This window comes from Serratia fonticola (assembly GCF_001006005.1).
Taxonomy (GTDB): domain Bacteria; phylum Pseudomonadota; class Gammaproteobacteria; order Enterobacterales; family Enterobacteriaceae; genus Chania; species Chania fonticola.
Genome location: NZ_CP011254.1, coordinates 3,198,507 through 3,211,897, shown reverse-complemented (window position 1 = coordinate 3,211,897; position 13,391 = coordinate 3,198,507). Strand labels below are relative to the sequence as shown.

At 57.8% G+C, this 13,391-nt stretch carries 12 protein-coding genes; 4 read left to right on the top strand and 8 right to left on the bottom strand.

Annotation, left to right across the window (positions count from 1 at the left end; all coding sequences use genetic code 11):
* The first annotated feature begins 4 nt into the window (after positions 1-4).
* The 3 genes from ispA to WN53_RS14205 all read left to right on the top strand — a co-directional run bounded on the left by ispA (position 5) and on the right by WN53_RS14205 (position 3,884).
* Complete coding sequence (gene ispA / locus WN53_RS14215; protein ID WP_024483931.1) at positions 5-907, top strand: (2E,6E)-farnesyl diphosphate synthase; 903 nt, start codon at positions 5-7, stop codon at positions 905-907.
* Positions 908-928: 21 nt separating this feature from the next.
* Complete coding sequence (gene dxs / locus WN53_RS14210) at positions 929-2,791, top strand: 1-deoxy-D-xylulose-5-phosphate synthase (RefSeq protein WP_024483930.1); 1,863 nt, start codon at positions 929-931, stop codon at positions 2,789-2,791.
* Between the two features lie 118 nt (positions 2,792-2,909).
* Positions 2,910-3,884 carry an aldo/keto reductase gene (locus WN53_RS14205; protein WP_024483929.1) on the top strand — a complete coding sequence of 325 codons (975 nt, stop codon included), beginning with the start codon at positions 2,910-2,912 and terminating at the stop codon, positions 3,882-3,884.
* 146 nt (positions 3,885-4,030) lie between these two features.
* Here WN53_RS14205 and thiL read toward each other — a convergent pair whose 3' ends face one another.
* The 5 genes from thiL to nrdR form a co-directional block, all read right to left on the bottom strand.
* Complete coding sequence (gene thiL / locus WN53_RS14200; protein ID WP_024483928.1) at positions 4,031-5,011, bottom strand: thiamine-phosphate kinase; 981 nt, start codon at positions 5,009-5,011, stop codon at positions 4,031-4,033.
* A 45-nt stretch (positions 5,012-5,056) separates the two neighbouring features.
* Positions 5,057-5,473, bottom strand: coding sequence for a transcription antitermination factor NusB (nusB, locus tag WN53_RS14195; protein ID WP_021180188.1), 417 nt, complete (start codon positions 5,471-5,473; stop codon positions 5,057-5,059).
* Positions 5,474-5,494: 21 nt separating this feature from the next.
* Positions 5,495-5,965, bottom strand: coding sequence for a 6,7-dimethyl-8-ribityllumazine synthase (gene ribH, locus WN53_RS14190; protein ID WP_021805495.1), 471 nt, complete (start codon positions 5,963-5,965; stop codon positions 5,495-5,497).
* A gap of 120 nt (positions 5,966-6,085) precedes the next feature.
* Entirely contained in the window at positions 6,086-7,192 is a 1,107-nt protein-coding gene (ribD, locus tag WN53_RS14185; RefSeq protein WP_024483927.1) for a bifunctional diaminohydroxyphosphoribosylaminopyrimidine deaminase/5-amino-6-(5-phosphoribosylamino)uracil reductase RibD, read from the bottom strand.
* 10 nt (positions 7,193-7,202) lie between these two features.
* Positions 7,203-7,652 carry a transcriptional regulator NrdR gene (gene nrdR, locus WN53_RS14180; protein WP_021180191.1) on the bottom strand — a complete coding sequence of 150 codons (450 nt, stop codon included), beginning with the start codon at positions 7,650-7,652 and terminating at the stop codon, positions 7,203-7,205.
* A gap of 196 nt (positions 7,653-7,848) precedes the next feature.
* Between nrdR and WN53_RS14175 the strand changes: the two genes are divergently transcribed.
* Positions 7,849-8,391: a SadB/YajI family lipoprotein gene (locus WN53_RS14175; protein WP_024483926.1), complete on the top strand. Its 543-nt coding sequence runs from the start codon at positions 7,849-7,851 to the stop codon at positions 8,389-8,391.
* Between the two features lie 123 nt (positions 8,392-8,514).
* Here WN53_RS14175 and ttrA read toward each other — a convergent pair whose 3' ends face one another.
* From ttrA to ttrB, 3 genes are read right to left on the bottom strand one after another with little or no spacing between them, the layout of a single operon-like run.
* Positions 8,515-11,598: a tetrathionate reductase subunit TtrA gene (gene ttrA, locus WN53_RS14170; RefSeq protein ID WP_024483925.1), complete on the bottom strand. Its 3,084-nt coding sequence runs from the start codon at positions 11,596-11,598 to the stop codon at positions 8,515-8,517.
* Positions 11,591-12,649: a tetrathionate reductase subunit TtrC gene (gene ttrC / locus WN53_RS14165; RefSeq protein ID WP_037411662.1), complete on the bottom strand. Its 1,059-nt coding sequence runs from the start codon at positions 12,647-12,649 to the stop codon at positions 11,591-11,593. The genes ttrA and ttrC overlap by 8 nt, the downstream gene beginning before the upstream one ends.
* Positions 12,646-13,380: a tetrathionate reductase subunit TtrB gene (ttrB, locus tag WN53_RS14160; protein WP_024483923.1), complete on the bottom strand. Its 735-nt coding sequence runs from the start codon at positions 13,378-13,380 to the stop codon at positions 12,646-12,648. The genes ttrC and ttrB overlap by 4 nt, the downstream gene beginning before the upstream one ends.
* Positions 13,381-13,391 lie beyond the last annotated feature (11 nt).

Below are 13,391 nucleotides of genomic sequence, written 5' to 3'. Positions count from 1 at the left end.
TACGATGTCTGAGTTCCACGATCAGTTACAGGCCTTCCATCAGCGCAGCGATCGCGCACTGCTTGGCTATATCGCTCCGCTGCCGTTCAATGATGGCAAAATGGTTGAGGCGATGCGTCACGGCGCCTTGCTGGGCGGTAAACGGCTACGGCCTTTCCTGGTCTACGCCACCGGGCAAATGTTTGGCCTGAGCCTGGAGAATCTGGATGCCCCAGCGGCGGCGGTGGAGTGCATCCATGCCTATTCGCTGATCCATGACGACCTGCCAGCGATGGATGACGACGATCTGCGCCGTGGGCAACCAACCTGCCATATCAAATTTGGGGAAGCTAACGCGATTCTGGCGGGCGACGCCCTGCAAACGCTGGCTTTCTCGATCCTGGCTGACGCCGACATGCCCGATGTGGCACTGCGCGATCGGCTGGCGATGATTTCCGAACTGGCCAAAGCCAGCGGCGTTGCCGGTATGTGCGGTGGCCAGTCGCTGGATCTGGAAGCCGAAGGTAAGCAGATCGATCTACAGGCACTAGAACAGATCCACCGCCATAAAACCGGCGCGCTGATCCGTGCTGCGGTTCGCTTGGGGGCATTGGCCGCCGGTGAGCCGGGCCGTGCTGCACTCCCTGAACTTGACCGTTACGCGGCGGCCATCGGCCTGGCGTTTCAGGTGCAGGACGATATTCTTGACGTCGTGGGCGAAACCGAAAAAATCGGTAAACGCCAAGGCTCCGACCAACAGCTTGGCAAGAGTACCTACCCGGCCCTACTTGGGCTTGACAGCGCCAAGTTAAAAGCGTGGGATCTCTATCAGGAAGCCTTGGCCTCATTAGACTCGTTGGCCACACAATCTTATAACACTGCACCATTACGTGCATTGGCCAACTTCATTATTGAACGCGACAATTAACTCCTCTGATATGAGTACTGAATGAGTCTTGATATAGCCAAATACCCGACCTTGGCCTTAGCGGAAAATCCTGAAGAGCTCCGCTCATTGCCAAAAGAAAGCCTGCCGAAGTTGTGTGATGAACTGCGGCAATACCTGCTGGACAGCGTCAGCCGTTCCAGTGGCCACTTTGCGTCTGGGCTGGGTACCGTCGAGCTGACGGTGGCACTGCATTACGTCTACAACACCCCTTTCGATCACCTGGTTTGGGACGTTGGTCATCAGGCTTACCCACACAAGATCCTGACCGGACGGCGTGACCGCATCTCGACCATCCGCCAGAAAAACGGCCTGCACCCGTTCCCGTGGCGCGCCGAAAGTGAATATGACGTGTTGTCCGTTGGCCACTCTTCAACCTCGATCAGCGCAGGTCTTGGCATGGCCGTGGCCGCCGCGCGTGAGGGCAAAAACCGCCGCACCGTCTGCGTAATTGGCGACGGTGCCATCACCGCAGGCATGGCGTTCGAAGCCATGAATCATGCGGGTGATATCACCCCGGATATGCTGGTAGTGCTGAACGACAACGAAATGTCGATCTCCGAAAACGTCGGAGCATTGAATAATCATCTGGCACAGCTGCTGTCTGGCAAGCTCTACTCCACGCTGCGCGAAGGCGGCAAGAAGGTGCTCTCCGGCGTACCGCCGATCAAAGAACTGCTCAAGCGTACCGAAGAACACCTCAAAGGCATGGTAGTCCCCGGCACGCTGTTTGAAGAGCTGGGCTTTAACTACATTGGCCCGGTAGACGGGCATGACGTGCAGGGATTGGCCGCTACGCTAAAAAATATGCGTGACCTGAAAGGCCCGCAGTTACTGCATATCATGACCAAGAAAGGCCGTGGCTATGCTCCGGCAGAAAAGGATCCGATCAGCTTCCACGCGGTGCCAAAATTCGATCCGGCCAGCGGCACTCTGCCAAAAAGCGCTGGCGGCCTGCCAACCTATTCCAAGATCTTTGGTGAATGGCTGTGTGAAACGGCGGCCAAAGACAGCCAACTGATGGCGATCACGCCAGCCATGCGCGAAGGTTCCGGCATGGTGCAATTCTCTCGCGACTATCCGCAGCAGTATTTCGACGTGGCGATCGCCGAGCAGCATGCGGTGACTTTCGCCGCCGGGTTGGCGATCGGCGGTTACAAGCCGGTGGTGGCGATCTACTCCACCTTCCTGCAGCGCGCCTACGATCAGGTGATCCACGACGTGGCGATCCAGCAGTTGCCGGTGATGTTTGCCATCGATCGCGGCGGGATTGTCGGTGCAGATGGCCAGACCCACCAGGGCGCCTTTGATATTTCGTTCCTGCGCTGTATCCCGAACATGGTGATCATGACGCCGAGCGATGAAAACGAATGCCGCCAGATGCTGTACACCGGTTATCACCATAATACGGGCCCAAGTGCGGTACGCTACCCACGGGGCAACGGTACGGGTGCACCGCTGGAACCTCTGGCTGCACTGCCGCTCGGTAAGGGCATAGTGCGCCGCGAAGGGGAAAAGATTGCCATCCTCAACTTTGGTACCCTGTTGGCGGAGGCCGCTCAGGTCGCCGAAGCGATGAACGCTACGCTGGTGGACATGCGCTTTGTCAAACCACTGGACGAACAGCTGGTGCTGGAAATGGCCGCCAGCCACGAAGTGTTGGTGACGCTGGAAGAAAACGCCATTATGGGCGGTGCTGGCAGCGGGGTTAACGAACTGCTGATGGCCAAACGCCGTGTGGTGCCCGTACTGAATATTGGCCTGCCGGATTACTTTATCCCGCAGGGCGGCCAGGAAGAGATCCGCAGCGATCTGGGCCTGGATGCGGCCGGTATTCAGCGACAGATCGAAACCTGGTTGGCATAACCTAGCTAGGGGCGCCGCACTGGGCGCCCTTATCAATCCCACTCTTCAACGCCACGCCCATCATTTCTGCATCATTTTCCGCTACAGTTATTTTTTGAACGGTACACAGGAGAGAGGCATGAAATATCTAAAGCTAGGTAACACCGATCTCAACATTTCCCGCATCTGTTTGGGTTGCATGACTTATGGCGAGCCCTCACGTGGCAACCACGCCTGGACGCTGCCGGAGGAAAGCAGCCGCCCGTTGATCAAGCAGGCGCTGGATGCGGGCATCAACTTCTTTGATACCTCCAACAACTATTCCGATGGCAGCAGCGAGGAGATCGTTGGCCGGGCACTGCGCGACTTTGCTCGCCGCGACGAGGTGGTGATTGCCACCAAAGCCTATAACGCCATGAGCAACCTGGAGCGCGGCCTGTCACGCCCCAAGATCATGCAGTCGATCGACGACAGCCTGCGGCGTTTGGGTACCGACTACGTCGATTTACTGCAAATCCACCGTTGGGACTATGAAACCCCGATCGAAGAAACGCTGGAAGCCCTGCATGACGTAGTAAAAGCTGGTAAGGCACGCTATATCGGGGCCTCTTCGATGTACGCCTGGCAGTTTGCCAAGGCGCTGTATACCGCCGATTTGCACGGCTGGACACGCTTTGTCAGCATGCAGGATCAGTACAACCTGATCCAACGGGAAGAAGAGCGCGAAATGCACCCGCTATGCGCCGCCGAAGGGATTGCCGTACTTCCCTGGAGCCCGCTGGCTCGTGGCAGACTGACACGCCCTTGGGGCGAAACTACAGCGCGTCTGGTCAGCGACCTATATGGCAAAACCTTGTATGACGCTACCGAAGGGGTTGATGCCCTGATTGCCGAGCGCGTAGCCACTATTGCTGAAGAGCGCGGCGTTTCGCGAGCGCAAATCGCCCTGGCATGGCTATTGAGTAAACCAGTGGTTACCGCGCCGATTATTGGTGCCTCACGCAGCGAACACTTGGTCGATGCCTTAGCCGCCGTTGATCTGGAACTAACATCGCAAGAGATTGCAGAGCTAGAAACGGCATATGTGCCGCATCATGTGGTCGGCTTTGAATAGCAACTGAGGCGTACTCCAAAATGCAAAAACCCGACTGGTGAGGTCGGGTTTTTACGTTTCGGCCAATAGCTCTGGCCGGAGTAGAGCCATCTCTTACTAACAGTCTCAGTATGAGACCAAAGAGACTCATACCGCAATACTAATAACTATTGAGCGCTCCCGAAGTGATCGTAACCACTCCAAGGCAGTTCAACCTCTTGCTGATCGCGGTAGAACTTCATCCCTTCAGACTGCGGGCCGATCTGGCCAATACAGGTGTAATCCGCACCTAAATGGCTTAATGCCACTTCCAGCGCACCCCGATTGATCTCTGGCACGGTGAAGCACAGTTCATAATCTTCACCGCCGGTCAGCGCCCAGCGCAACGCCTGATCTTCATCGGTATTGCTGGTCAGCGTCTGCGACAGCGGCAACTCATCCAGCTCGATACGGGCACCGCACTCAGAGGCGTTCAGCACGTGTCTCAGATCTGAAATCAGACCGTCGGAGATATCGATCGCCGAGCTGGCCAAATCACGCAGCGCCTGGCCTTGCAGCACACGCGGATGCGGGCGCAGATGGCGAGCCAACAGATATTCTTGAGCAGCCCGATCGCTCACTTGCAAACGATCCTGCAGGATTGCCAGCCCGGCGGCGCTGTCACCCAGCGTACCGGTCACGTAAATCCAATCGCCAATACGTGCACCGCTGCGGGTTAGCGCCCGCCCGACCGGGATATGGCCGTGGATCGTCAACGTCATGCTCAGCGGGCCACGGGTGGTGTCGCCGCCAATCAGCTGCATGCCGTAGTAATTCATCTGTTCGAACAGGCTATCGCTGAATGCCTTGAGCCACTCTTCGTTCACTTCCGGCAACGTCAATGCCAGCGAAAGCCACGCGGGATCGGCGCCCATTGCTGCCAGGTCGCTCAGATTAACCGCCAGGGCTTTATAGCCGAGATCGGCGGGATCGATATCCGCCAGGAAGTGAATACCCGAAACCAGGGTATCGGTACTGATGGCTAAAAGCTGTTTTTCCGGCACTGTAAGCAGTGCGCAGTCATCGCCAATGCCGAGCTGTACGTCGCGGCGCACACTTTTGAACCGGTCAAAATAGCGGGCAATGAGATCAAATTCGCCACATGCCATAATTCGTCTTCCAAAGAAGTAAGGCCGGTTTCCCGGCCTTATATTTTATTTTTTCCTACGGATGCTGGGGGCTGCTTTATCCAGCACGCCATTTACAAACTTGTGGCTATCTTCCGCGCCGAAGGTTTTCGCCAGTTCGATCGCTTCGTTGATGGCCACTTTGTAAGGGACGTCTTCACGCATTTTCAGCTCGAACAGCGCAATGCGCAGTACGGCTCTTTCCACCTGGCCCAATTCTTCGAGCTGGCGCGACAGGAAGGGGGCCATCAGGCCATCCAGCATACCTGCGTTGACTGCCACACCGGACAGCAGCTCACGAAAATAGGCGACGTCAACATCTTTGACATCCTGCTCCGTCAGGAACTGGTGTTCAACATCGGCAATGTCATTTTTAGACAACTGCCAAGAGTAAATCGCTTGAACAGCGCACTCACGAGCGCGACGACGAGCAGCAGGTTTCACGGAATTCCCCTTAAACTAAATTCAGGCTTTAATAGCTTTGATTACATTAATCATTTCAAGTGCGGTCAGGGCGGCTTCTGCGCCTTTGTTGCCCGCTTTGGTGCCGGCACGCTCGATCGCTTGTTCGATGCTTTCGGTGGTCAGCACGCCAAAGGCAACCGGGATCTCGGTATTCATAGAGACTTGGCCCAGACCGGAGCTGGCTTCGCCCGCCACATATTCGAAGTGCGCGGTGCCCCCACGGATCACCGTACCCAGAGCAATCACCGCATCATATTTACCGGTGTTAGCCAGCACGCGTGCGGTTAATGGCAGCTCGTAAGCGCCTGGGACCCAAACAACGGTGATGTTGTCATCAGCAACCTGGCCGATACGCTTCAGTGCATCAATGGCACCTTGCAGCAGGCTGTCGTTGATGAAATTGTTAAAACGTGCAATTGCGATCGCCACACGGGCATTTGGAGTTGCAACAACACCTTCGATAACTTTCATGGGCTTTCCTTAAAAATGGGTTCAATACCCCGCAGGGGGGCGGATTCTATCATATTCTTTGCCCGCCTGCGCGGCGCTTTTGTAAAACGCGGCTGCACCGGCAGGCAAAGGTTACATTCTCTATTTGGCAGTTAACCGCAGGCGCAGATCGGGGCCAATCTGGCGTACCTCGCTAAAGACAAACTCGGGCGCATCGGCCAACTGCGTCAACCCCGGCAGTTGGCACAGCCCACGGGCATTATCACCCAATAATTTGGGCGCGATGTACACAATGAGCTCATCCACCAGCCCGGCCTGCAGCAGCGCACCGGCAAGCTGCGCGCCCGCCTCGACCCAGATGCTGTTCACCTGGCGCTTGGCCAGTTGCATCATCATTACCACCAGATCAATACCGCCGCCGTGCAGTGGGTAAGATAATTGCTCCACACCTGCTGGCCAAACCCGATCGTCTGGCTGCTGGCGAGCCAACCAGATCATCCCCGGTTGCTGCACGACTCGGTGCTGCGGCGTAACCCGGTTCTGGCTGTCTAGAATAATCCGCAGCGGCTGACGTAGGTTGTCACGCGGGTAAATCTGCTGGGTTTCACTGCTCAGCTCATCCCAGCGCACCGTCAGCGCGGGATCGTCGGCCAACACGGTCGCGCTGGTGCTGAGGATCGCCGAACTGGCCGCCCGCAACTCCTGTACATCCCGGCGGGCCTGCGGTGAGGTGATCCATTGGCTTTCCCCAGAGGCCATCGCCGTACGGCCATCCAGTGAAGCGCCCAGCTTGAGCTGTACATAGGGAAACCCGGTGCGCATACGCTTGAGGAACCCCAGATTGACCGCTTCAGCCTCTGCCAGCATTACGCCGTGGCGCACTTCAATGCCCGCCTGTTGCAGCTTGTATAGCCCACGCCCGGCAACCTGCGGGTTGGGATCTTGCATGGCAGCGACCACGCGGCTGACTCCCGCTGCGATCAAAGCATCTGCACAAGGTGGCGTGCGACCATGGTGGCTACAAGGTTCCAGCGTGACATAGGCCGTGGCCCCCCGCGCCTTTTCCCCCGCCATGCGCAAAGCGTGCACTTCTGCATGAGGCTCACCGGCCCGCAAATGGAAACCTTCACCCACGATGCTGCCATCGCGCACGATCACGCAGCCCACATTCGGGTTCGGCGTGGTGGTGAAACGCCCCAGACGCGCCAGCTCAAAGGCGCGCGCCATATAGAATTCGTCGTTTTGCATGCGGATCCCGTTAATCCTGCAGTTTGGCGATCTCTTCGCCGAATTCGCGAATGTCTTCAAAACTGCGATATACCGAAGCGAAGCGGATATATGCGACCTTATCCAGCTTCTTCAACGCATCCATCACCAGGTTGCCGACCATTTTGGTGGGCACTTCACGCTCGCCGGTGGCGCGCAGCTGGGATTTGATGTGGTTGATGGCGTTTTCTACGTCGTCGGAGCTGACCGGGCGCTTTTCCAGCGCTTTCAGCATGCCACGGCGCAGTTTATCTTCGTTGAACGGTTCGCGAACTTCATCACTTTTGATCACCCGTGGCATCACCAGCTCGGCCACTTCAAAAGTGGTAAAACGTTCATTACAGACCAGACATTGGCGACGACGGCGCACCTGCGATCCATCACCCACCAGGCGGGAATCAATCACTTTGGTATCAACGGCAGCGCAGAAAGGGCAATGCATAACTCGTCCTGATAAGCGTTTACATAGTTGAGCACAGTTTACCCCGAACTCCCGCCACAACAAAGACCGCCGGGCATTTGTTGCGAATTGCTTCCACGATTGCGCAATAAAGCAGCCATACTTAGTGGTAGACATGACTTTGGCCAGCGATCGGGCTAAGCTGGGAGCCAGTGTTATTGAAGAGGAAATTGCCGTTATGACAATCCGTTATCGTCAGGTTTGTCTGCTCACCGCCATGATCCTGCTGGCCGGTTGCGCACAGAACCGCGAAGTGCCGAAACTCACCAACCAGGTGGTTGAGCTGAAACAGGTGCTGGGGGAGTTGACCGAGCAGGCTACCGCCCTGGAGCGCCAAAATCGGCTTAACCAAAGCTCAACCAGCGGCGTCTACCTGTTGCCAGCCGCCAATAATGCCGCCAAATTACAAAGCAGCGTGGGTGAGCTTAGCCTGTCGCTCAACTATGTGAAGAGCGAAGCCAACGGCAGCCAGGCAATACTGTATGTGCGCACACTCTCAGGCCAATATCTGCCAGGCTTTACCGCTACGTTGGAGTGGGGCCAGCTGGATGCCGCAACCGGTATGCCACTGACCGCGCAAGCACAGTCGCAGCAAATTCAGAGCGCCAGCTCGCTGCTGCCAAAAACCGAGCAAATCTTTGAACTGCGCCTGAGTGGCGTAACGCCATCGCAACTGGGCTATATCCGTGTGCATAGCGTAGAGCCCATAGCTCAACGTTGATGCGCTGAATGCCCCACCCCGGTGTCAGGGTGGGGCATCAGATTGCTGACAAACCAGTCACTTGAGATCGCACATATTCCACCTTGGGGCGCCGCATGCTGCGCCCGTTTTAAAGTATCTCAGCTATCCCAAGCGCTGCAGCTTCGCCGGTAATCCCTGCCGTACCGCCGCCCCGCTAACCCAGTCCAGCCAGCTATTGCCGACTTCGCGAGTCGGATCGGCCAGCCCCAGATCGTTGAGGTTGATCCCTGCGGCGATGCGTGGATCCGCTGCCAAAGCCTGCCCATCCAGCGAATGAACCCGAGCCCCCATTTCACGATGCCCATAACCGTGTTCAATGGCAATCACGCCCGGCATGACGCCGTCGAGCAAGCTGATCTGCGCTTCCACGCTGCCGCCCGGCGTCTGCAACCTGACTCGGTCGCCATGTTGTAGCCCATAGCGCTCGGCATCTAGCGGGTTGAGCGCGACCAGATTAACCGCCTTCACGGCCCGCAAACGCTCGATAGGAGCAGTTGAGCTGCTCATCAGGTGCGACTTGAACGACATCAGCCGGAACGGCCACGCCTCGCTCGGGTAGTGCTGCGCCACGTCGGAACCGTCGGCAAAACGCGGTGGATAATAGGTTGGGCAGCCGCTATAACGCTCCCCGGTCATGGCATGGCGGTGGCGTGCCACCTCTTCATTCCAGATATTCAGCCCCTGTTTCCACTGTGGGCCGGTCGCCTCCCCTTGCCATGCTTGCTCATGAGGCGCGAAACGGCCACCACGCGCCAGCATATAGCCCACCCGCAGCCGCTCATCCGGTTTTAATACCTGATTCAGCGCCGGTTGCAGACGATCGACGCCGGTCAGACGCAGCTCGCTCTCCGTCGCCTCAGGCACTGGCTCACCGGCAAACGCCACGTTGGCCGCTGCGCGCAGGTAGTAATCTTCGGCACAATGCAGCCCGCAAGGGTTTCCTTGCGCATCCTGCAACGCCCCGTCGCCAAAGCCCGGCAACCCCATGGCCTTCGAGAGCGCAATAACAAAGCTCTCCAGCGCGATCGGCTGCCCATCCGCCGTCTTGGCTGTACGCGCAGGCACCACTGGCCAACGGGCGGTACTAGCCTTGACCATTACGCCAGACCAAGGGGAGGTAAATCCCCAGCTTTCAAAGTTATGCGTATCCGGCACGATATAGTCCGCCAACGCGCTGGTTTCGTTAATAAAGGCGTCGACGGAAATAAACAGCGGCAGATGCTGCGGATCCTTCAGCCTGCTCTCCACCACGTCGCGCAACCCAGCTACACCATAGAGCGGGTTGCCCATATGATTGATCCAGGCTTTCAGCGGATAAGGGTATCCCATCAGCGCCGGAGCCAACTGCTCGGTAAACTGGCCAGCCACAAAGGGATACCACGGCCCCCGCGCCGGATAAGGATTGACGCCTTGTTCTACCTTGCGGCGATATTCGTCTGACTTTTCGTACGCCTGCTTACTGCGCGACAGCACCAATCCTTTCGGCTTCACCATCTCAGGGAAGGTCGCGAGGTTATAACGTGGCCCTTCGGCAAACTCCTTGAACTTGCCGCCGCCCACCGAGACGCCCCCCTTGAGATTAAGGTTACCGATCAGCGCATTGAGCATCATCACCGCCCAACTGCTGTAGAAACCGTTGCCACTCATCATGCCGCCATGGGAGATCACTGCCGCCTGCCGCTGGTAGGAAGTAAACTCCTTGGCCAACGCCGCAATGGTTTCAGCGCTAACGCCACACTGCGCGCTGTATTCGGCCAGCGTAAAGCGTTGCGCCGCCAGTTGCAGACAACGGAAGCTGGATCGCACTCGCACCTGTGAGCCATCGGCCAGTTGAACCTGCTGCTCAACCAGCAGTTGCCCACGCATGGCCTCAGTGGCGGGCTGTGGTTCGTCTCGCTGTGCGTCCCACACTAAGGCAGGGCTTTCCTCATCACCACCAGCCCCACCTACCAGATGTGACTTACGCAGGAACTGGCCGCACAGGGGATGATCGTCATCGATCACCACCAGATGGGTGGCATTCGACCAACTTTTTTCACCGGCCGCCTGCATGGCCGCCTCGCCAGGTAACGCCAGATAATCGGCGTTATAACGCTCCTGGTCGATAATCCAGCGGATCATGCCCATCGCCAGCGCGGAGTCCGTCCCCGGCAATACCGGCACCCAGCGGTTGTGATCGTTGGCCAGCGTGGTGGTTAACGGCAATGCCGGGGCCACCACCACGTAGCGGAACTCATCGCGCAAGCGGGCATTGGCTAACTGACGCCCCTGCCGTTTGAACGGGTTACCGGACTGTGCAGGTGACGTCCCCAGAAACAGTGCAAAGCGCAGATGATCCCAGTCGGGTTTCACATGAGCGTTTTTGTCCAGATCGCCCATCAGCGCTCCGGAACCTGCCCGGTAGGCTAGACCACAGTAAGCGCCGTGATGGCCGAAGTTGCGCGTGCCAAAGGCGTTTTGCGCAAAACGTTTGATAAAGGTATCCCGCCCCTCATCACCTGCGTTGGTGACCAGCAGTTGGTTAGCCTTCGGCCCAAGCGTTGGCTGTGCCGGATCGAGTGGCGTTTGCAGATCGCGGATGGCCCGTAATCCCTCCACTGGCCCTTCACCAAACAGATCGCCACCTTCAACCACTTCCTTGATCAGTTGTTCAAAACTGATGCGCTGCCACTGCCCGCCACCGCGCGGCCCAACCCGCTTCATCGGTTCCAGCACCCGGTACGGGCTGGTCAGCCCTTCCAGCAGGGTTGCACCGCGAGCGCAGGCGGTTGAGCGCTGTTCCAAACCGGCATCACCGCCTAGCCGGTTGAGTGCATCACTCACTGGCAAACGATAGGGAAAATGGTGATCGTGCGATAGCGGATGATAAGGGTTACCCGCTACGCGCAGTATCTGATTGCTGTCCCGATCGACCCGCACCCGCAGGCCGCACAACGTCCAGCAGCCAAAACATTGCGTCATGGAAACGGCCTGCTGCGGATTGGCCTGCCAGCCTTCGGGATGTTGGCGGCCTTCTGGCGGTAACGCATTGGCGCTGATCCGGTCCAGCGTCAGTTTTCCACTGCTGCCGTCACGCAGGCCGGTAAACACCTTTTGCACCATTTCGCTGTAGCTGGCACCAAACACGGCCAGCCCACCCAAAGCGAGCCCGCCTTTCAACCACTGACGACGCGTTGACTTAGCCATAGCGTTTTTTCTCCATCAACCCATGCTGTAATTCACGAACCCCGATGATCAATGCCAGCCACAGCCCGAAGGTACCGAGGATGGCCAATAGCCCCTCGCTGCCGAGCGGTAACACATAGGGGTTGAGCAATATATTGAACTTGGGCAGCGTCTGGGTTTGCATCAGCAGCATCCAGCGCACGCCCCAACAGAGCAGCAACGCTGCCACGCACTGTGCAAACAGACCTGCCGTCCCTAGCGCCCGATGACGCGATCGCCAAGCCGAAACCATCAATAGCAGGATCAAGACGGTAAATGCGCTGCCAACCCATGACCAAACGCTCCCCTGAGTAGGTAACTGACGCAGCGCAGCGGCAGAGTCACTACCGTCCAACCACCAGCCTAGGCTGGAGAGGCACAGCAACAGCAGAGAGAGCCCTTGATAGCGTGCCAAGCGCGATTGCCATTGCGGTTCATGGCGTAACCAATAGGCCAGCATTGGCGGAACGGCCTGCATAGCGGTAAGCAGCAATAGCCAAGGTAACCACAGGCTGTACCACAGCGGTTGTGAACGCAGCACGGACACTTCCCGGCCGGTATAGAGCAGGATGCTGACTGCTGAAAGCAGCGTGGCCAATGCCACCCAACGCAGCCATTTCTCTTCTTGCCAAGCGGGCCAAATCTGTAACCAACGCGCCCAGAACGGCAGGGCTTTTGCCCTCAGTTGGCAACGCAGCAGCAAAATGAAATAGGCCACGACCAGCAAGGTAAACAGTGGTAAAAACACCGAGCCAAGAGACATCCACGACCAAGGTGCGAAATGGGCATAGAAGTGCCAGATTCGAGCGGGCTGATGTAAATCCGCACTCAGGGCCAACGGGGCCACGGTGCCGCTCACCACCGCCAGCGAAACGGCAGCCAGCTCCAGCCGAGATGCCTCAGACGCTGAACGCCAGCGTAACCAGGCCGCAATGGCAATGCTGCTACATGCCAGACCGATGAAAAAGAAATACTGTACCGCCCAGGGCAACCAGGCGATCTCCTGCGGGCGAGCCATCACTTCGCGGATCATGAGTGTACCTCCTGCCACAGCGCCGGTTGTCCCCGGACATGGCTGACAAAAGCCTCATCCAGCCCCAGATAAAACACCTGTGGGTGCGTCCCCTGCTCGGGTTTGAGCACCTTTAGCTCCCCTCGATGCTGTTCCAGCGTGCGCCTCAAAGTACCTCGTTCATCGTTAAGATCGCCGATCATGCGCGCACCGCCGACGCAGGATTCAACGCAGGCAGGCAACAGCCCGGCATCCAGGCGGTGGACGCAGAAGGTGCATTTATCCGCGGTTTGGGTTTCATGGTTGATAAAGCGCGCCTCATAGGGGCAGGCTTGCACACAGTAGGCGCAGCCGACACAGCGGGTGTTATCGATTACCACAATGCCGTCCTCACGCTGGAAGGTTGCCTGTACCGGGCAGACCGGCACGCAAGGCGGGTTATCGCAATGATTGCACAGGCGCGGTAACAGCACGTTGGTGGGGATACGCTGGCTATCCGTGACGACCTGATACTGCAGTACACTGGTGCGAAACTGCCCCTGCGGCAGCTGATTCTCTACCGCACAGCTAACCGTGCAGGCCTGGCAGCCAATACAGCGGCGCAGGTCGATCAACATCGCCATACGCTTTTTGCCGTCGCCTTCACGCCGCTCGGGTTGCAACTGCCAGCCGGAGTGCGCCAGCGGTACCAACGCGGCCCCCGCAGTCAGGACACCGAGGCGTTGTAAAAATTGCCGTTTTCCACTATCCATTGATTTCTCCC

Excerpts from the sequence above, each read along its gene's own strand:
- WN53_RS14175 (WP_024483926.1), top strand. The coding sequence starts at position 7,849 with ATGACAATCCGTTATCGTCAGGTTTGTCTGCTCACCGCCATGATCCTG.
- ttrA (WP_024483925.1), bottom strand. The coding sequence starts at position 11,598 with ATGGCTAAGTCAACGCGTCGTCAGTGGTTGAAAGGCGGGCTCGCTTTG.
- nrdR (WP_021180191.1), bottom strand. The coding sequence starts at position 7,652 with ATGCATTGCCCTTTCTGCGCTGCCGTTGATACCAAAGTGATTGATTCC.
- ttrC (WP_037411662.1), bottom strand. The coding sequence starts at position 12,649 with ATGATCCGCGAAGTGATGGCTCGCCCGCAGGAGATCGCCTGGTTGCCC.
- WN53_RS14205 (WP_024483929.1), top strand. The coding sequence starts at position 2,910 with ATGAAATATCTAAAGCTAGGTAACACCGATCTCAACATTTCCCGCATC.
- ribH (WP_021805495.1), bottom strand. The coding sequence starts at position 5,965 with ATGAAAGTTATCGAAGGTGTTGTTGCAACTCCAAATGCCCGTGTGGCG.
- ribD (WP_024483927.1), bottom strand. The coding sequence starts at position 7,192 with ATGCAAAACGACGAATTCTATATGGCGCGCGCCTTTGAGCTGGCGCGT.
- ispA (WP_024483931.1), top strand. The coding sequence starts at position 5 with ATGTCTGAGTTCCACGATCAGTTACAGGCCTTCCATCAGCGCAGCGAT.
- ttrB (WP_024483923.1), bottom strand. The coding sequence starts at position 13,380 with ATGGATAGTGGAAAACGGCAATTTTTACAACGCCTCGGTGTCCTGACT.
- dxs (WP_024483930.1), top strand. The coding sequence starts at position 929 with ATGAGTCTTGATATAGCCAAATACCCGACCTTGGCCTTAGCGGAAAAT.
- thiL (WP_024483928.1), bottom strand. The coding sequence starts at position 5,011 with ATGGCATGTGGCGAATTTGATCTCATTGCCCGCTATTTTGACCGGTTC.